Here is a 19,801-nt window from a genome sequence, read left to right as displayed (position 1 = left end):
CACCCTTTTGCTGTGCCCATTGATTCAAGGAGGACCCATGAAAACCTGCACCGATCCCCTCACCCATGCGCTCACCCGGTTTGACAAGCACGTTTACTTCGCAGAAGGCATGGTGCTGGGCGAAGACGATTTCACCCAGGAATTTGCTTACCTGTCCGGCCACCAGCACCTGCTCAGCCGGGGAGCGCTGGGATACGGCACCCTTTGCGGCCTGCAGGTCAAATACGAATCTGCGGAAGTGAAAGTCACCCCGGGTCTGGCCCTCACGCCCAGCGGAGAACTGGTGCGGGTGCCCCGTGTGCAGTGCGCCAGCCTTGCTGCATGGCTGAAAAAGCAGCCTGGTCTCAGCGAAGGGGAACAGCACCTTTACGTGACCCTGGAATACCGTTCCTGCCCCACCGATGAGGAGCCATTGCCCTCACAGCCCTGCCGCACCGCACAGGAAAGCCTGGTGCCCAGCCGCTGGGAAGACGACTTCATTCTGGATTTCAGCTTCACGGCCCCGGACCACCGTCTGTACCGCCTGGAACATGAATTCTCTGGCTGGTTGCGGGACAGGGTGCGTACCCGTGCCCTGATGGGAGAGGAAACCCCGGACCATCTGGTGAACCAGCTCATTGGCATCCTGCAGCAGAACCTCAACCCGGATCTGGGGGCAGGGCTGGAAACCCACCTGCAAACCATTCTCGCCCCCCTGCTGGACTGGGAGGGCCACCTGAGTGTTCCCGAACCGGTGCTGGACCGGGTGCTGCAGGTGCTGACCACCCACTGGGTGACCACCCTGCGCACCGCTGCACTGGACCAGGAAGCCACCCCGGATGGTCTGCCTCCCAGACAGCATGCCCTGCTGCTGGCCGGGATCATCGCTGATTTCCAGGCAGGCAACGTGAACAGCGTTCGCATTGATGAAACGGCACGTCCTGTGCTGCTGGACCTTTCCCTCCTCACCACCTACCTGCAAAAGGGGAAGGACCGGGTGCTGTACGGAGAAGTCACCGGACCCACCCACCAGACCAGAGTCTCCAAGATCCAGACCTACGATGTGTACCCGGACGGGACCATCCGCACAGACGATGAGCCCCTGACCTTCCTGGGCCTGAAAGACAACATCTGGCAGGCCACCCCCTTTCCCATGCTGGTCGGGGACATCACCGGAACGGTGAAAAGCACCTTCGTGTCTGCATTGCAGGGCATCCCGCTGCAAAGTCCAGCCACCCAGAACAACCAGCTTCTGGTCACCACCTACACCGGAAACCCTGAATCCGAAGAAGACCCACAGCGTCTGGTGTGGGTGCCTGTGAATGCACCTGCAGGAGATGTGCAGCTGGACTTTGAGCACGGAGATTCCACCGTGGTGGGCCTGCAGAAACACCCTGTGTCCAGCCAGACCCCGGATGACAACCAGATCCTCAAATACACCGGGTCAGAATGGCAACCCGTGTATCTGGGTGGAGATGTCACGGGAGATCCCCAGAACAGCCAGCTTTCCGCCATCCAGGGCGTGTCCATTTTCGGGCCTGCTGGAGCGCCCGGACAGTTCATGATCACCACTTTCACCGAAGGTCTGGAAACCCTGCAATGGACCCCGGTGATTTTCCCGCAGGGGGATGTCCTGATGGATTTCCTGTCGGGTCAGTCCACAGTGACCGCCATCCAGCACGTCCCTGTGCGCAACCAGGGACCGGACAATGGTCAGGTGTTGATGTTCACCGGCGAGGACTGGGCACCGGTTTCTCTGGGCGGCGATGTGATTGGAAGCCCCGACAGCACCACCGTGCGGGCCTTGCAGGGCATTGAGATTCAGGGCACCCCCACCAGTGACAACCAGACCCTGGTCAGCGTCAATCTGGGAGGCGGAGAAGGCTTTGTCTGGCAGGTGCGGGATTTGCCTGAAGCTGGTGCAGAGCCCTCCTCTGGATCCAAAGATTATGTCAGCACCATTCCCGGCAAACCCTACGGCCTGTACGCGGCTGGACCCATCGAACTGATGCCCTTCAATCCCAGAGGGCTTTACAACATCAACGGTGTGGAACCCGAAGGCGAAGGGCGCATCGCCGTGTACTTTGGACCCTCCAAACACGAAGCTGGAAATTACCGCTATGTGGTCAAGGCCACCGTGCAATCCCGACGTGGGGTTTTCGTGCATGTGCAGGTGGCAGAACCCGCCACCTCAGAACGCGTGGTGCTGCAACTGTTTGGCTGGCGCGGAGAGATGTTCCCCATGGACTTCAGGGAATTTGAATCGGAAATCACCCTGCATCTGGAAGTCAACTTTTATCAGGTGAGGGCCGAATGAACACCCTGCTGGACGAATTCATCGCAGCCAGAAGTGGGGCAGTTCCGCACTTCTTCAACGGACGTGCCCTCAGTGCCGAAGACCTCAAGCGGCTTTACGCTGCACTGGACAACCTGGACCAGCGCTTTGGTCTGCTGCACGGCTCAGGGGTGGCAGAGGGCCTGAAGGTCACCCTGCAGAACCAGACCCTCAAAATCACCCCCGGATGGGGCTTCAACCGGCTGGGCACCCCTCTGGTGCTGGACAGTGAAATCCAGCTGAACATCCATGACATCTACACGGACACTGAAGACGACGATGGAGAATTCCGCAACTGCAATGAAGGCATCTATGTGTCAGACACCGTACAGAAAGACCGGGTGTACGTGCTGACCGTGACCCCCAGGTCCCGTCTGGAAGGCCGGGCACCGATGTTCGGGATGGGTGGGGCACCCAGCAAATGCAATTACAAAGACCAGATGCCGGGTGTGGTGTTCCGACTGCACCGCTGGCCTGATGCAGAGAAAGCCATCCAGAACGCTGTGGCCTCCCAGCAGCAAAACCTGCTGGCCCACTTCTGTTATGGCACGCGCAATCCCACCCCAGTCAATCCCCTCCAGGATGACTTCTGGCCTGAACTCGTGCTGCCTGACCCCGTGCGAGACTGGATTTCCAGCGATGAGGAACCCCTTACCCTGCTGCACACCCGCACCTCGGGATGGGTTCTGGATGGTTGGGCCGTGCGCAGGTCCCTGTTTCACGCCTTGCAAGAAAAACTCAACCTCTCCCAGAACCGGGCCAGAAACCACGCCATGCTTCAGCAGTACCACGAACAGCTCGGGCAACTGGTGGCGAATGTGGGAGGAGACCCCGGACAGATCACAGCCAATGCCTTCGATGAAGCTTTTGCTTTCCTGCCCCCCACTGGAATCCTTCCTGCACAACTGAACACCGGATCCCAGGCCACCCTCAGCCGCAGTGGAACCCGACGCATGATGCAAGAAGCCCTGAACAGCGGAGAAGGTTTTTCGCGCACTTCCCTGGGGTACTGGGGCAGTTATTTGCTGGATTTCAGCCAGCGCTGGGCGATGTTCACCGATCCCACGCTGTACTGGAACAACAGTTACTGAAGACAGAGAAGGCGATCAGTGATCAGCAATCAGCGCTCAGCAAAAGAAACAATTGATTTTTGACCAGATCCAGAAATGCCCAGTGCAGGTTGTTCCTTTGACAAATTGGAGGTGAAAAACACCCATGAACACAGCAGACACCATCCGCAAACTGACCCTGCAAACCCACCTGCAGGACAGTTACCCCCAGCGGTACAGCCTGGAGCGCCTCTTGCAGGACACCACCTTTTCTCTGCCGGGATTTCCACGTCGGGGAAGGCTGGTGATCCGCAAGCTGGCCCTGCCTTTCCCAAAACAGGGCCAGCAATGGCAGAAACGCCTGCAGGACTGTGTGCTGGACCTCTGGCAAAAGGCAGTGAGGCCCCAGATGGGCTGGATTCCCTCAGATGCAGATGCGGTGTTCTTTGCATCCCCCGAAGAAGAATTGTTGTGTCTCATCCGGGCTTTCCCTGATCCTGTCTGGTGGGGGAGGGGCACCCCGGAAGCCCTGACCGCAGAACATCTGCCTGAATTGCCGGGGGTTTTGCTGCTGCTGGACTGGACAGAAAGGAAACGCTGGATTTCTGCCCTGCCTGCCACTTTTGTGACGGAGGCGGTGCGGCACCTGGCCCGCCATCACCTGCTGCCTGAACTTCCTGGGGCAATGCGAGAGTTTCTGACAGCTCCTCTCAGTTTGCGGAAACAGCTGAAGGCCATGATGGAACAGGGTTTCCCCGCCAGGAATACACAGGTCAGGGCGGTGCTGGACCGTTTGCAGCAGGTGTCCCAGATGCAATCTCCGATGGAAGAACAGGACATCCACTGCCTGACCTTGTTGATGCTGTCTGCCCCGGAGCTCAGGTTTCTGGCCTGCCAGTGGGTGCTGTTGCTGAACCCTGAAAACAAACCCATCTGGTCTCCAGAAGATGACGAAGAAGCAGAGAACCAGCAGGAACAGAAAACAACACAGTCCTTTCTGGAAGAGGCTCCACAACAAAAGAAGAATCAGGATGCCCAGGAAAATCCTGATTTTCCTGCCCGGCTTCCATCCGTCCTGCCAGCAGCCACCCCGGACCTTGCCCTCCAGCACCAGCAAGAAAATGTGCCTGAAGGGCCTGTGGAATTTTCCCAGACGGATGCTCTGGAGCCTGTTTTGGCCCCGGACCTTCCACAAGCTTCTGAAGCCCCATTCCCGGAAACCACCCGCATGCGTTCGAGGTATGCTGGACTGCTGTTCCTGATGAATCTTTTCTTGCAGCTGGATCTGGTCACGGATTTCAGCGACCTGACCCCCAGAGCGCAATCTCCCTGGGCCTTGCTGGGGCGGGTGGGGCTGATGGTGTTTGAAGATTTCAGATCAGATCCCCTCTGGATCCTTTGTCACACGGCTGCAGGAAAACCTGCCACCTGGACCCCCAGAATTCGGCTGCCAGACAACCTCTGGTCTTCCACGCAGCCCCACGCCCAGAGGTTGCTGCACAACCTGACCCTGATTTTAGAAACCCTTCTGGACACCTCAGATCCTTTTGGGCTGCTCTGCCAGCAGGCAGGCATTCTGGAGGTGGGTGCAGCCCGTGTTGAGGCAACCTTTTCGCTGGAAACCCACCCCATTGAAATCCGCCTGGCCAGGCTGGACCGGGATCCTGGCTGGCTTCCTCAGGCGGGTGTGGGCCTTTACTTCCAATTCGAGGTGGACCGATGATGGACCTTGCACCCTTCAAATTGCATTTTTACCAGATGCTGCGCCTTGCCCTTCCTGCCCTTGAAGAACAACTGGGAGGTTTTCAGGAGTTGCCTTTTCTGGAAGCCTACCAGCAGGAACTCTCGGACCTGAGGCCCTTTAAAACCCCCTTTGCCCATCCCATCATGCGTTTGAAAGAGGGCCTCAACCTCACCGATGAGGAACTGGCGCTGGTTTTTCTGATCGGCAGTGTGGAGGAGGATGTGCGCTTCAGTGCTCTTTTTGAGGGCCTCACGGGGCAGGGGTACCCCACAGTGGGCTTGCTGGAACAGTGGTGGCAGGATTACACCCCTTTGCCTGTCCGTCATCTGCTGGAACAGTGGGTGCGTCTGGGTTTGCTGAGGTTTGTGCATCAGGAGGGAACCCGTTTGCAGCGCCCTGTGTGTGTGCAACCTGAACTGTGGGAGGTCCTCAGGGACCACAGCACTCTGGAAAGGCATCTGCCGGAATCCAGACTTCCCGTCCTGTCAGAATTGTTTTTGCCTGAGGGTTTTCGTTTGCCAGCTTTGCAGGATGTGCTGGTGTCCGGGGTCCGGCACTCAGGCCGCAAGACGCTGCTGCAGGCCACTGCCAGACAACACCAGAAAGGCATCCTGCTTTGCGATCTGACGGACACCTTTCATGAAAATGCCCTGCTGGCAGTGGTGCTGGACGCGGTTCCTCTGGTCAAGCTTCCCCAGTCTCAGGACACCCTTAAACTGCCAGAGTTGCCTCTGGGGATTCCGGTGTTTGCTGTGTCCTCCCAGCACCAGTCGGTGCAGACCCGTGCCCACCGGGTGGTGCTGAACAAACCTGCTCCCTCAGAGCGCCAGCGGATCTGGCAGCAGGTGACAGGTCAAACTGGAGGCATTACCCACCGGCGTTTGCCCACCGGGAACCTGATCCGTCAGGCCAGAGGAGAGGATTTGCGCACCTCAGCCCTGCATCCCAGTGTGAATGCCCTCCCTTCTTCTGGAAGCCACCAGGATCTGGCCCTTCCGGAAACGGTGATGCAGGATTTGCGGCTGCTGGAAGCCCGCTGCAGGTTCCGGGAACAACTGGGAGAGCACCTTCCAGAGGTGCTGGTTCCCCCGGTGGGCGTGAAAGCCCTGTTTTCCGGGCCAAGTGGCACAGGAAAAACCCTGACTGCCAGGGTTCTGGCTGGCGTACTGGACATGCCGCTGTACCGGGTGGACCTTTCACGGGTGGTGTCCAAATTCATCGGAGAGACCGAGAAAAACCTGGATGAGGTCTTTGAGCAGGCCGAATCTGAAGACGTGATCCTGCTGCTGGATGAAGGAGACGCCCTCTTGACCCAGCGCACCGCCGTTGGCAATGCCAACGACCGCTATGCCAACCTGGAAACCAATTACCTGCTGCAACGCCTGGAGCACTACCAGGGCATCCTGTTGATCACCACCAACGCTGCAGACCGCATCGACACGGCTTTCCAGCGGCGCATGGATCTGGTCATCGATTTTCCCTGTCCCAGGGCCGCTGAACGGGAAAGAATCTGGAAACTGCACCTCCCTGCCAGCCACCAGTTGCGCCCTGCAGAACTGGATTTTCTGGCAGAGCAGTGTGATTTTACGGGAGGCCAGATCCGCAATGTGGTGCTGCAGGCCACCTTGCTGGGGTTGCAGGAGGGGGTTCCTCTGCAATTTCAGCATTTGCAGCACGCCGTGCAACGGGAATACCGCCAGATGGGACAGCATCCCCCCACAGGTGAACCATGACCAGCAAAGCCCCTGCCCCCCGCAAAAGTTCAGGCCCGGTGACCCCCGCAGCCCGCAAAAGCAGTGGAGGAACGGTTTCTGGAAAAACCAGCCTGACCCCAAAAGGCAAGGCCGCTCAGGACCCCCGTTTCCAGAAAACCGTGTGGGACCTGCAGGACAAAAGCCGCAAACTGGGTCAGCATGACCCGGCCAGCAAGAAAAGGGGAGATCTGGAAAATGCGGCCCAGGATCCTGCCAATGCCCGTTCTGCGGGTGCGGCGGCATCCCAGGTGGCCACCATGGATGGGGCACCCACCGGATCGGTGCAGCCCGGCAATTTTACAGGCCTGCTCAGGCAGGAAATTGACCGCCTGATGCCCCAGACCCTGGACAACGCCGACCAGTTCATGCAACATGGCGAGGCTTCTCAGATCCAGCAGGCTGCAGGAGGGGCCGTTCAGCAGCAAACGGACAACGCCTCGGGCACACTGCAGGCCACGGCAGCCCAGGCTCCAGATCCCGGCAGTCAGCCTGTCAGAACAGCCACGCCACTGGCTTCAGAAACTCCAGCCCAGACCCCAAACGTGGACACTTCAGGTGCTGTTCCTCAGCCAAAACAGAATTTTGATGCTGGAATCAAACAGAACCTGGACACTGGAAAAGACGAACTGAAGAAAACCGAATTGCCCGAAAGCTCCTTTAAAAAAGCCAACGATTCCCGCTTTTCAAAAGTGCTGGACCAGAACCAGAAATTGCAATCCCAGGCGTTGACAGGATTGCAGTCGTATCCCAGGACCGAAAACCAGATTCAGAGCGCTGCAAAGTCAGCAGTTTCTGGAGACAGCAAAAAGGGCGCAGCCAGCCTTGCCAGGGCCAGAGTGCAGGGGGGGACTGCAGTCCGCCTCAAGCAGCAAAGCGCCAAAGAGCGCAATGAGTCCCGCAGAAAAGCTGTCACAGACAACATCGAGCGCATTTACAACAAAACCAGAACAGCAGCCCAGAAACACCTTGATGGCCTGCAAGACGAGGCCATGCGCCAGTTCGAGCAGGGCCTGACCCGTGCTGCAGACAACCTCAAACGCAATGCAGAGCTGGAAAAAGAGAAATTCCGCGAGGAACGCTATTCAGGGGTGACTGGAGCGGCACGCTGGGTGGCAGACCTCTTCAGGGCCTGCCCGGATGGCCTCAAAGAAGGGTTCAAGCGGGCCAGGGCAAAATTCACCCAGGAAACCGATGTGCTGGTGAACCGCATCGGGCAATTTGTGGATTCCCGCATCAAGGCGGCCAAAAGCGAAATCCAGCGCGGTCAGTCCGAGATCCAGACCTATGTGCAAAGCCTTCCCTCAGACCTGCAATCGGTGGGCCTGAACGCCCAGAGGGACATGGAATCCCGCTTCTCCGAGATGCAAAGCAGCATCGACACCCAGGCCCAGGAACTGGCCCAGAAAATGGCTGAACGTTACCAGAAAGCCCAGGAGGATGCCGACAGCGCCATCAAAAAATTGGAAGAAGAAAACAGCGGCATGCTGAGGGGGCTGGTGGACGCTGTGGGCGAGGTCATCCGGGTGCTGATGGAATTCAAAGCCCGACTGCAGGCCGCCCTGCGCAAAGGCGAAGAGACCATCAAACTGATCCTCAACGACCCCATCGGGTTCCTCTCCAACCTGCTGGCCGCCATCAAAGGGGGCCTGAATGCCTTTGTGGGCAACATCTGGACCCACCTGAAAGCCGGATTCATGCAGTGGCTTTTTGGCAGCCTGATGAAAGCAGGCATCCAGCCCCCAACAGATTTGTCTCTGGGCAGCATCTTCAAACTGGTCTTGCAGGTGCTGGGCATCACCTACGACCGCATGCGGGCCAAAGCCGTGAAACTCATCGGAGAGCGCAATGTGCGCCTGCTGGAAAAACTCTATGAACACATCCAGACCCTGATTTCTGGAGGCATCCAGGCTCTGTGGGAGAAAGTCAAAGAGGACCTGGGGAACCTCAAACAGATGGTCATCGACGCCATCCAGAACTGGCTGATCGAAACCGTGATCAAGCAGGCCGTCATGAAAGTGGTCAGCATGTTCAACCCAGCCGGGGCCATCGTGCAGGCGGTCATTGCCATTTACAACACCGTGATGTTCCTGTGGGAGAAAGCCAACCAGATCCTCTCCTTTGTGGAGGCCGTGATCAACAGCATTCATGCCATTGCCACCGGAGCCATTGGGGGAGCCATTGGCTGGATTGAACGCAGCCTTGCCAGCATGATCCCGCTGGTGATTGGTTTCCTGGCCAGATTGATCGGGCTGGGAAATGTCTCCAACAAGATCCGGGAGTTCATCACCAGGGTGCAGGGCAAGGTGGATGCAGCCATCGACAAGGTGATTGCCAGAATCGTGGAGACGGTGAAAAAACCCTTTGGCAAGGGCAAGAATTCTGAAGACAAACGCACCGATGCTCAGAAACAGGCAGACTTGCAGCAAGCCTCTCAGGAAGGCACAGCCCTGCTGAAAAATCCCAAACTCAGCCTGAAGAAAATCAAAGGCAAACTGGGGGCCCTCAAACAGAAACACCGCCTGACCCAGATTGATCTGGTGGCGGACCAGCAAAAGCAGAGCAAAGAAACCGCCCACATTTATGCCAGCATCAACCCGGACATCAAAGGGCCAACTGTGGAACACGAGTCAGAAGCAGAAGTGAAGGTGACCGTCAAGGAAGATCCGCCAGCTCCCAAACTGCTTCCTGCTCCAAAGGGACCCATTGCCCTGCTGCCCGCGCCACGCAACATTCCCGCCAAAACCCACCAGCAGATTGGCAACCTGAAAGGCAACAACAAAGAAAGGGGAGATGCCGCCTCTGACCATGCCCAGGTGCTGCATGGAGGTGACCGTGAAGTTTATGTTTCCACCTCTCTGGGTGCACGTTTTCATGATTTGGGCAACATCCCCATTGCTGCCAACACGGTGATGGCTGTGGAAACCAAAAACTACCACCGCTACCTCACGGTCAATGGCACCCCCACCGAGAACTTTGTGAAACTCACCTCCACCCTGCAAACCCAGATCGACAAGGACACCATCTGGGTGCATCGGGGCAAGTTCCAGACCCCCAGAGAACGCCGCATTGTGCAATGGGAATTCTACGGAGCCAAACCCACCTCTGAACTGATGCAGATGCTGCTGGCCCGTGGTTTTGCCGTGGTGACGCGGGGTTGAAGGCTTTTTGATCCAATGCCCAGCAGACCCCATCATCAGGACATCCGCCCGGACCTATCCCACTACACTGCAATCAGGAGCACACCCCAGCTGCTTTAAGGCGGGGGTTGTTCCAGATGCCCCACTTTCGGCTACTCTGAAGACAGGCATGAAGAACAAACTCCTGGAAGACTACGCGCAAAAACTCCCTCCCGAGAAGCGGATGATCCTGCTTCGACAACTTCAGGATCTGAAAGGAACAGGGCTGCCCAGAGCGGGATCCCACCTTGAAGAAATCTTCGTGCTGCAAATGCGACTCTTTGGCATTCCCAACCCCATCCGGGAGTACGAATTTCACCCGGAGCGCCGCTGGCGTTTCGATTTTGCCTGGGTGCACCTGAAAATTGCTGTGGAAATTGAAGGGGGGGTCAGTTCCCCCAGAGGTCGCCACACCCAGCTGGATGGTTTTGTCAAAGACGCCGAAAAATATGCCATTGCCACCGAAATGGGCTGGAGGGTGTTCCGTTACCCTGCTGCATTGATCAACAATGAATTTGCCATCCAGCAACTTGCCCGCGTGCTGGACGTGAAGCCAGGAGTGAAGCCATGAACGAAGTGGAAACCATGCAACCCAGCGAAAAAACCCTGCAAGACGTCCTGACCGAGTTCAGAGAAACCCTGCAGGCCGTGCACCCCAAACTGCAGGCCCTGACCGAAGAACTGGCAGATGCACCCTGGGCACAGGGCAAATGGACCCGCAAGCAGGTGATGGGCCACCTGATCGATTCGGCAGCCACCAACCACCAGCGGTTTGTGCGCGGACAGCTTTCCACCCACGCTGTGATCCCTGGTTACCACCCGGATGCCTGGGTGGAGGTGCAGAAATACCACCTGCTGCCCTGGAACACCATCCTGGATTTGTGGTACGCCTACAACCAGCATTTGCTGGGCATTGCCAGCCAGATTCCCCCTGAGCGGCTTTCCAACGTGATCCAGATTGCAGGAGAGACCTTTGAAGCCCCTCTGGAATGGTGGGTCACCGATTACGTGCGCCACCTGCGCCACCACCTCGGGCAGGTTTTCACTGGGCTGGATGCAGATGAGGCCCCCACGGGCTGAGCTTTCAGCCTCAAGCTTTCAGGGCTGGATCAGGCGTTCAATTTGCCGCAGTTGCTGCTGGGTGTCCTCCTGCAACTTCAACATGTGCTGGTACAGGTCTGTGAGCCTGGAAAGCACATCTCTGGGTGCAGTGGTTTCCCCACGGGCTTCCCGGAACAATCCGGTGGTCTGGGGGGCAGGTTCCAGGTCCCATTCCTGCAAAGCCTGCCTGCAGCGCTGGTATTGTTTCATGGCCCCTGCACGGTCCCCCCGCATCAGGTGCACATGGATCAGGGTCTGGTGGGTCGGTTCGTGGGCGGGTTCCAGATGCAAAATGCGCGTCCCAAATTGCAAAGCGTCCTCAAGGTGACGCATTTGCACGGCGCAATCCAGTGCTTTTTCCAGCAAACCGATCCACAGGTGGTGGTGGCGTTCCCGTTCAAACCAGCACCACTCCTCTTCCCACCCGGAAAGCAATCCTCCCTGCAGGGACATCAGGAAGTCTTTCACCTGCAGGTAATTGCTGTCCTGGATGTTTTTTTTGCAGAGGTCCTGCAGCATCCAGACATCCACCTCTGCATGGTCTTTTTGCAGCAGCAAATGTTCCCCGTGGGATTCCAGCCATCCAGGCAGGGCCTTGTTGACCTGATGCAGCGCTTTCCTGAGGTACCCCCTGCGCATTTCAGGAGAGCATTCCCCCCACAGGGAGGTGGCCACAGCATCCCGATCCAGCAATCGGTCTGCATTGAGGATGGCATGGGCCAGCAAAGACTGGGCTTTTTTGCTCTCTGGCGTGCATGGCGTGGGAACAATGGAGTAAGACCCCATCAACCGGACCTGAATGTTTGGCATCATGAATTCCTTTGGAATGGTGTCAGAGCAATGGGACAGAGAAGTTGTAACAGAGCACCTGCTGTTTGATTTCAGTGTATGCAGTTTTTCGCCGTCTGGCTGTGACCGCACAGCCCACGGGACTAGGGGAAAACACCCAGAAAAACCGGGTGAAATCCTGCATTTTCTGAGGCGTTTGTGCAGCACGCGGATGGAAGATTGGGGGTGGATGGCTGGCGCTCCGTTTGTGCAGATCTCACATGTTATGGTGTGGACCATGTGGCTCAAACAACACAAAATCGGTGGGGTGCAGGTGACCTCACTGACCGATGGACATTTCAGACTGGATGGCGGGGCCATGTTCGGCACCGTGCCAAAAGTGCTGTGGAACAAACTCACCCCTGCAGATGACCTCAACCGCATTGCCCTCAGAATCAATCCCCTGTTGATCCAGTTGCAGGGCAAAAACATCCTGATCGAAACCGGGATGTTTGAAGGGGATGCCAAATTTCAGGGCATGTTCGATTTGCAAAGGGACAGCACGGTTTTTGAGGGCCTGAAAGCTGTGGGTCTGGACCGCACAGACATCGATCTGGTGGTCAACACCCACCTGCATTTTGACCATGCAGGACGCAATGTGCTGGAAGGCAAACCCGCTTTTCCCAATGCCCGTTACCTTGTGCAGAAGCAGGAACTTCAGGATGCCCACCACCGCCACGAGCGCAACCGGGCCTCTTACTACACCGAGCAGTATGTGGAACCCATCGAAGCTGCAGGGTTGTTTGATGTGCTGGATGGGGCTGCTGAAATTCTCCCTGGCCTGTCTGTGGTGCAGATTCCTGGCCACAATCTGGGGCAGCAGGCCGTTGTTCTGGAATCGGAAGGGGAGATGCTGGTTTACACTGCAGATTTGCTTCCAACCTTCATTCATGCCCCCTACCCTTACATCATGGGTTATGACCTGTATCCGGTGACCACCCTGGAAACCCGCAAAAAGTTCTTTCCAGAGTGGTTTGAACGGGGAGCGGTGCTGGCCCCTCCCCACGACCCTGAACATGCTTTTGGAAAATTGACTGAAAACCCAAAAGGTGGGTTTCTGGCAAAGACACTGGAATAAATCAGGGCTGGAGCAAACCAGAAGAGAGGCCCAGTCCGGGCCTCTCTTTCTTGCAACTTTTACTTGAGGGTGTAGATGCGAACGTAATCAAAATTCGCCTTGAACTGCTGACCCCCGTCCTGGGTGCCCATGGACACCAGACCGATTCTGGCATTTGCTCCGAGGTTGTGTTCCCAGGTGCCGCCACGGTTCCATTTCACGCCGTCCAGGCTGGTGTACCCGGTGTAGAGGTCATGGCCGTTTTCGGTGTGCTTCACGATGCGCAGGTAGGTGTACTGGTCAGCACGGGCAGGAGGTCCCAGCACCAGGTTTCCATATCTGGGGAAGCCATCTGGCACAGCCCCCACTTCTTTGGCGAACTCCACCTGGCGGGTTTCCCACAGGGAGAACTGCACCAGCTTCACAAAGTTGTTGTCGTTGGAGAAGATCACCAGTCCAGCCTGGGTGTAGTTGAAGCAGCACCCATCTGCAGGGAAGTTGATTTTGACTTTTGTTTCCACCACATAATCCTCTGCAGGAGCAATTTTGCTGAGGATGGAAGCGGTGTTGCTGTCCATGTGCAGATCGGCATGCTGGGCATCCATTCTGAAGGTACCCTCTTCCAGCCCAAATTCTGCGGCTGCAGGTTCACGGGTCCATTCCCACCCGGAGAGGTCCCCAGAGAATTCATCGGTGGCAGCTGCAATGGGATCTCTGGGTTCGGCATTTTTGAGGAAATCTGTCTTGTAATTGTTCTTCTGGCCTTTTTTGGCGGCAGGGGCAGGCATGGCCTGATCAGAGGGACCATGGCCTCCGCGCACCACGGGCCAGCCATTCACCCAGTCCACAGGGTCCATCAGCACAGGTCTGCGGGTGAAGTTGTTGGTGTTCAGGAAAGGGGAAGTCTGGTCCACCCCGTGGTATACGGTCCAGTCCTGACCGCTGGCATCGGTGAAGACCGCATTGTGCCCGACCCCCACCCAGCGGTTCCCATTCTGGGCCAGGAAGGGGGTTCCTCCTGCATTGGTGGCATTGAAATCCACACCATCCTGATCCAAAAAAGGGCCATCTGCGTTCTTGGAGCGCCCAACAAACAGGCTGTATCCGGTCAGCGGTCCATTGCAGCAGGCAGAGGCAGAAACGGTCAGGTAAAAGTAACCATTTTTCTTGAAGACCTGGGCCCCTTCATAACGGTTGGCAATGGCAATTTCTTTCTGGCTGGCTTTGTTGGAGGTCAGGCCATCTGCAGAAAGTTTGCGCACCGACATGCCACCGTAATAACTTCCGTAAAAGATCCACAGTTGTCCAGCATCGTCTGCAATGACATCCGGGTCAAAGGTCCACCTGCGGTCATTCTCTCCACAGCAGTTGGGTGGGCGGTGGGGTTCCACCACAGGTGTTCCGCTGTCCACCCAGGGACCCAGTGGGCTGTCGCTGGTGGCAACGCCTATGGCACTTCCCCCTGCAACGGTGTCGCTGGCGGTGTAGTACAGCAGGTATTTCCCATTGATGTACTCGATGTCTGGAGCCCACAGTCCAGCGTCATTTTTCACCCAGGCGGGTTTGTCTTTGAAAGCGTCTCCCTGGTAACTCCAGTGCACCAGATCTTCAGACATCAAAATCGGAATCTGGTGAAAGTTGAAATCCCCCTTGTCGTTTTTGTCGGTGCTGTTCAGCGGATCGGTGGTGCAGTAGATGTACCACTTCTGGTCTCCCGCTTTCTGGCCCTGAATGATGGAGGGGTCGGCGCAGGTGTCAACGGTTTTTCCGTTATCAAGCGTGATTTTCAGAGGGTTCTGAAAGGTGGAAATGGGCTGTGGGGGTTGGGTGTTGCAGGCATTCAGGGCGGTCACAGACATGACGGCCAGAACACCCAGCGAAAGGTTCCGGGGGTTTTGCATGAGGTCTCCTGTGGGAACAAAAACCCGCCCCCAGCCCCCACCTGGATGGGTTCTGTGTGCTGTTGAGCGGTTGAGTGAAAAAGCGTCAGGATGCCATGCGAAAAGCACCAGATGGATCATCTGGCTGGGCATGATGGAGGCACCCTGGCGTTGATGCATTTATAGCAAAAATATTTGTTAAGTGTCAAATTGAAGCAAGATCAAACTTGAGGGTTTCACCCTGAAATCTGCCTGAAATCTGGGCTGAAATCCACTGTAGCCTCCTGAGACCGTATGATTTGTCACAAAAAAATTTGTAGGATTGTGGGTTTGGTCTGGGCAGAGAAACCCAAAAGGGCGAGATGTCTTGTGAAACCAGGGCCCATAAAAAGGGCGAGGCATGCCTCGCCCCTACCACCTCAATTGAAATTCCTACCAGCAAACCCGCGTTTACCGCACCTTGACCCGGGGTTTGTCCTGCGGAAAACGGTACGCCATGCGCATCACCAGATCCTGCTCGTAATTGCCGAATTTGCGCCCGAACAGGTTCACTCCGCCTTTGTGGCGGGCATCGTCCTTGACCCCGATTTTGACCTTGATGTGGTTTTTGGAGCCCAGGTGCAGGTCCACCAGGGACACCCCAGACAGTTTCTCACCATCGATGAAGCTGCCATCTTCAGTGACCTGCCAGTGTTTCAGCAGGCCGTACATGGTCTGGTCTTCCAGCCACCAGGCAGGAGTGAGCCTGCCCCTGGTGCCACCGAAATCGCCTGGACAGGTCCAGGTTCCGACCTCAATGTCGTTCAGCCACAAAGTGATGTCTGAAGGCCAGTCCGGGTCGTACTGGGGGGCCTCAGAACAGATTTCCATGGAGAGCACCAGCGAATGGGCCACCGAGCCGTAAGGCAGGTTGTTGGGAAAGGCATATTCCACAAAACCCTCTCCGAACCACAGAATCTGGGCATACACGTGGTCGGGTTCAAAGAAGCTTCTGGGGTCGTCGAACATCCCGATGATCTTGCTTTCGCTGGCCAGACCGCAGGTGGGTTTGATGTCAAAGTTACGGTAATTTCCGATGGGCATGGATACCGTGACGGTATCGGTTTCCGCTTCAACATTCGCTCCTGGCAGTTTCAGGATGATCTCGTCGTACTTTTTGGCACAGAGTTTCTGTGAGCCGCGCGATCCGGGTTCGTACTGCACGCTGATCAGTCCGGCTTCCTGCAACTGGTTGAGGTTGAAGTTCACCGTGGAGTGGGGGAGGCCCATGGTTTCGGCCAGTTCGCTGATGTTCATGGGGTTGTGGGACAGCAGGCTGAGGATCAGCAGACGGGTGTCAGAGGCAAGTGCCTTCAGCACGTGGAGGGATGAATCGCCATCGATGTACAGCACACGGTTTCCAGAAATGCCCATGGGTGCTCCTTCAGCAGAAAGATGTTTTTGATTGTAACAACTCTGGCTTCTGTTTTGCAACATTGCAAAATTTTTTGTTGAGAACTGGCCTGTACCGGGATTTTGGCAATAGGCAGGCGGTCCACCTCAGTGGATTTTAAAAGATATTGACAAGAAATAAAAAAAGTTGTTAGTATTGAGGGGTCAGGAAATCCAACCTCCCATCAAGACCAGCAGGTGTAACCATGCCGATAGATGCATTGCACCCCAGACCACAGCTTCAGCGTGCCTCCTGGGTGTCTCTGGACGGATGGTGGCAGTTCAGCACGGACCCCGCGCTGCTGCATTCCCATCCTCAAACCGTCGAATTTTCTCAAAACATTCTGGTTCCCTACGCCCCCGAATCCCCCAGAAGCGGCATCCAGGACGAAACCCCCCACCACAGCGTGTGGTACCGAACCCACTTCACCCTCACCGAGGCCCTGCTTCCCGCAGCCACCGAGCGCCTGATCCTGCATTTTGGTGCAGTGGACTTTGACGCCCGTGTGTGGGTCAACGGCCAGTTTGTGGGCGAGCACAGCGGTGGGTACACCCCTTTTCAACTGGACATCACCCCTTACGCACAGTCCGAAATCCTGGAAATCGCAGTGCAGGCCAGAGATTACCCCACCGACCTCTCCATTCCCAGAGGCAAGCAGGACTGGCTGGACCAGCCGCACGGCATCTGGTACCCCCGCACCACCGGCATCTGGAGAACCGTCTGGCTGGAAAAAGTGCCTGCAGCGCGCATTGAAAAAATCCACTGGACGGCCAACCTTGAGCGTTTTCAGATTGGTTACCGGATGTCCCTGAAACTCACCCAGACCGCAAAAGTGCAGGTGCGCCTGTTTTTACGGGGTGAATTGATTGCAGAGGACGCCACCCTGGTGAAACAGGGCCATCTGGAGCGCATCATCCACCTGCCAGACCCCGGCATCGACGATGCCCGCGACGATTTCCTCTGGAGCCCCGAACACCCCCAGCTCATTGAGGCTGAAATCACCCTGCTGAGCCTGGAAAACCAGGTGCTGGATCAGGCTTCCTCTTACACTGCCCTGCGCAGCGTGACCAGCCGCGACAACCGCTTCTACCTCAATGGCCGTCCGTATTACCTGCGTCTGGCTCTGGATCAGGGCTACTGGAAAGACGGTCACATGACCGCCAGCCCTGAAGAACTGCGCCAGGATGTGGAACTCACCAGAAGGCTCGGATTCAACGGGGTGCGCAAGCACCAGAAAATTGAAGACCCCCGTTACCTCTATCAGGCAGATGTGCAGGGTCTGGTGGTCTGGACCGAAATGCCCAGCCCATATGCCTTCACCCCCGAAGCGGTAGAACGCACCACCAGAGAATGGCTGAAGGTGCTGGACCGGGACCGCTCCCACCCTTGTGTGGTGGCCTGGGTCACCTTCAATGAGTCCTGGGGCGTGCCTGATCTGCCCGTTTACGAGGAGCAGCAGCAGTTCGTGAAAGCCCTGTACCACCTCACCCGCACCCTGGACACCAGCCGTCTGGTGGTGGGCAACGATGGTTGGGAGCATGTGGTCACCGATATTTTCTCCATCCATGACTACGAAGCCCGACCTGATGTGCTCAGACAGAACTTTCAGGACCTGCAGTCCGTGCAGAAACTGATGCCCGGAAACCGCAAACTCACCGTGGCAGACTGCCAGATCACCGACCAGCCTTACATGCTCACCGAATTTGGCGGCATTGCCTACACCGAAACCCCACAAAAAGGCTGGGGATACAGCACCGCCAGCAGCAGCGATGACTTCATCCAGCGCTACGAGAAACTGCTGGCCGCCGTGCACGACAGCAAAGCCCTTTCTGGTTTCTGTTACACCCAGCTCACAGACACCTTCCAGGAAATCAACGGTGTGCTCTACATGGACCGCACCCCCAAAGCCGCCATCGAGCGTTTTGCCCAGGCCAACCTGGGACGCCCACTGGCCCAGAACAACCCCCTGAATTACTCGCACAGGTGGCTTGCAAAGCAGCCCCAGCAACCCCAGTCTGAAACCCCACAGACCCATTGACCCCGGCACCACCCAGCCCCGTTCCGATTCCCCTCTTCAAAAAAGAGGTGGAGAAAGAAACCCCAGGAGGAGAACCGCATGAAACTCAAACCCCTTACCCTGATTCTGGCCATTGCCGCTGCATCCACCGCCCACGCTGAATACACTGGTCCCAAAGTGGAAATCACCTACCTGCACGGCTTTACGGGCCCTGACCGTCCGGTCATGGAAGCCCTGGTCAAGAAGTTCAACGACACCCACCCCAACATCACGGTGAAAGCCAGCGCACAGCCCTGGGGCACCACCTGGCAGCAGCTTGCTCCCCTGGTGGCTTCGGGCCGCGCCTCCGATGTGGTGGTCATCAACGAAGACCAGGTGACCGGATTCATTGCCCGTGGCGCACTCACCCCCCTGACCAGTGCAGACCTCAAAGCAGGCGGCATCACCAAGGCCAACTTTTACGGCCCCCTCTGGAAAACCGCTGATTACAAAGGCCGCAGCTACGGGGTTCCCGTGCACAGCGTGGCCCTGGCCATGTACTACAACAAGGACCTGATGAAGAAGTACGGCATCAACAAGGTCCCCACCAACCGTGCAGAATTCCTGGCCGCTGCCAAGGCCTGCACCGTGGACAAAAACGGCAAGAACCCCGGAGAAGCCGGATTTGATCCCAAGAACCTCAACACCTGGGCCAACGGTGTGGTCAACGGCTGGATGGGCGGCACCATCGCCTACTCCGTGCTGCGCCAGAACGGTGTGAACCTGGTGGACAAAGACCTCAATGCGGCCTTCAACACCGCTGCAGGTCAGGAAGCCATCCAGTTCCTGGCAGACCAGATCACCAAGTACCAGACCTCTCCTGCCAACGCCACCGAGCAGAGCGAAATCAACGCCTTCCGCCAGGGCAAAACCTGCTTCAACTTCAACGGCGTGTGGATGCTGGAACAGTACAAAGGTCAGGCAGGTCTGAACTTCGGTGTGGCCCCCTTCCCACAACTGGGCACCAAGATGAAAGCCGCCTGGGGCGGAAGCAGCCATCTGACCCTGCCCAAACAGCGCGCTGGTTACGACAAGAACAAGCGTCTGGCTGCCCTGGAATTCATCGGCTGGCTGACCGAACCCGAGCAGAACCTGACCTGGACCAGCACCGGTGGCCTCCCCACCCAGGCCAAAGTCGCAGCAGACAAGTCCTACGACACCAACCCCATCAACGGGCTGTTTGAAGGCCTGCCCAACGTGTACGCCACCTCCGGTTACCCCTGGGTCGGTCAGGTGCGCGGTGCATGGGACGCTGCCGTGGAAGCTGCCATCCTGGGCAAGAAGTCCGTTAAAGAGGCCCTGGAAGACGGCCAGAACGAGGCCAACAAGCAGATCGATCAGGCCCGCAAGTCCCTGCAATAAATCCCCTTTCTGGCCTGGCTGCCCGTCAGTCAGGCCACCTCTTTTCGG

At 57.1% G+C, this 19,801-nt stretch carries 13 protein-coding genes; 10 read left to right on the top strand and 3 right to left on the bottom strand.

Translation table 11 applies throughout. The features are described 5' to 3' along the window. Nucleotides 1-37: 37 nt before the first annotated feature. The 7 genes from IEY52_RS09760 (at nt 38) to IEY52_RS09730 (ending at nt 11,117) form a co-directional block, all read left to right on the top strand. A complete protein-coding gene (locus IEY52_RS09760; protein WP_189002492.1) occupies nt 38-2,296 on the top strand; it encodes a hypothetical protein in 2,259 nt (752 codons plus the stop codon). Continuing rightward, complete coding sequence (locus tag IEY52_RS09755; RefSeq protein ID WP_189002491.1) at nt 2,293-3,405, top strand: hypothetical protein; 1,113 nt, start codon at nt 2,293-2,295, stop codon at nt 3,403-3,405. The genes IEY52_RS09760 and IEY52_RS09755 overlap by 4 nt, the downstream gene beginning before the upstream one ends. Nucleotides 3,406-3,529: 124 nt before the next feature. Further along, nucleotides 3,530-5,086: a hypothetical protein gene (locus IEY52_RS09750; protein WP_189002490.1), complete on the top strand. Its 1,557-nt coding sequence runs from the start codon at nt 3,530-3,532 to the stop codon at nt 5,084-5,086. Continuing rightward, entirely contained in the window at nt 5,083-6,840 is a 1,758-nt protein-coding gene (locus tag IEY52_RS09745; RefSeq protein WP_189002489.1) for an ATP-binding protein, read from the top strand. The genes IEY52_RS09750 and IEY52_RS09745 overlap by 4 nt, the downstream gene beginning before the upstream one ends. Continuing rightward, nucleotides 6,837-10,019 (top strand): phage tail protein, encoded by a 3,183-nt coding sequence (locus tag IEY52_RS09740; protein ID WP_189002488.1) that lies wholly within the window; start codon nt 6,837-6,839, stop codon nt 10,017-10,019. Before IEY52_RS09745 ends, IEY52_RS09740 begins: the two co-directional genes overlap by 4 nt. Nucleotides 10,020-10,167: 148 nt before the next feature. Continuing rightward, the gene (locus tag IEY52_RS09735; RefSeq protein WP_229684707.1) at nt 10,168-10,608 is read left to right on the top strand and encodes a putative endonuclease domain-containing protein; all 441 of its coding nucleotides are present in this window, start codon (nt 10,168-10,170) and stop codon (nt 10,606-10,608) included. Beyond that, nucleotides 10,605-11,117: a DinB family protein gene (locus tag IEY52_RS09730; protein ID WP_189002487.1), complete on the top strand. Its 513-nt coding sequence runs from the start codon at nt 10,605-10,607 to the stop codon at nt 11,115-11,117. Before IEY52_RS09735 ends, IEY52_RS09730 begins: the two co-directional genes overlap by 4 nt. Nucleotides 11,118-11,135: 18 nt before the next feature. Here the strand turns inward: IEY52_RS09730 and IEY52_RS09725 are convergent, their stop codons facing one another. Continuing rightward, entirely contained in the window at nt 11,136-11,951 is an 816-nt protein-coding gene (locus tag IEY52_RS09725; protein ID WP_189002486.1) for an AfsR/SARP family transcriptional regulator, read from the bottom strand. 253 nt (nt 11,952-12,204) lie between these two features. On the opposite strand from IEY52_RS09725, the gene IEY52_RS09720 reads away from it, so the two are divergent. Then, nucleotides 12,205-13,044 (top strand): MBL fold metallo-hydrolase, encoded by an 840-nt coding sequence (locus IEY52_RS09720; protein WP_189002485.1) that lies wholly within the window; start codon nt 12,205-12,207, stop codon nt 13,042-13,044. A 59-nt stretch (nt 13,045-13,103) separates the two neighbouring features. Here the strand turns inward: IEY52_RS09720 and IEY52_RS09715 are convergent, their stop codons facing one another. Then, nucleotides 13,104-14,924, bottom strand: coding sequence for a glycoside hydrolase family 43 protein (locus IEY52_RS09715; protein ID WP_189002484.1), 1,821 nt, complete (start codon nt 14,922-14,924; stop codon nt 13,104-13,106). 429 nt (nt 14,925-15,353) lie between these two features. After that, the gene (locus tag IEY52_RS09710; protein ID WP_189002483.1) at nt 15,354-16,316 is read right to left on the bottom strand and encodes an ArsR/SmtB family transcription factor; all 963 of its coding nucleotides are present in this window, start codon (nt 16,314-16,316) and stop codon (nt 15,354-15,356) included. Between the two features lie 224 nt (nt 16,317-16,540). Between IEY52_RS09710 and IEY52_RS09705 the strand changes: the two genes are divergently transcribed. Both IEY52_RS09705 and IEY52_RS09700 read left to right on the top strand, forming a co-directional pair. Further along, nucleotides 16,541-18,373 carry a glycoside hydrolase family 2 protein gene (locus tag IEY52_RS09705; protein WP_189002482.1) on the top strand — a complete coding sequence of 611 codons (1,833 nt, stop codon included), beginning with the start codon at nt 16,541-16,543 and terminating at the stop codon, nt 18,371-18,373. 78 nt (nt 18,374-18,451) lie between these two features. Continuing rightward, the gene (locus IEY52_RS09700; RefSeq protein WP_189002481.1) at nt 18,452-19,753 is read left to right on the top strand and encodes an ABC transporter substrate-binding protein; all 1,302 of its coding nucleotides are present in this window, start codon (nt 18,452-18,454) and stop codon (nt 19,751-19,753) included. Nucleotides 19,754-19,801 lie beyond the last annotated feature (48 nt).

The organism is Deinococcus roseus (assembly GCF_014646895.1).
Lineage (GTDB): Bacteria > Deinococcota > Deinococci > Deinococcales > Deinococcaceae > Deinococcus_C > Deinococcus_C roseus.
Note: the sequence above shows the minus strand (reverse complement) of the source record. Positions and strands in the feature narration are given on the sequence as shown.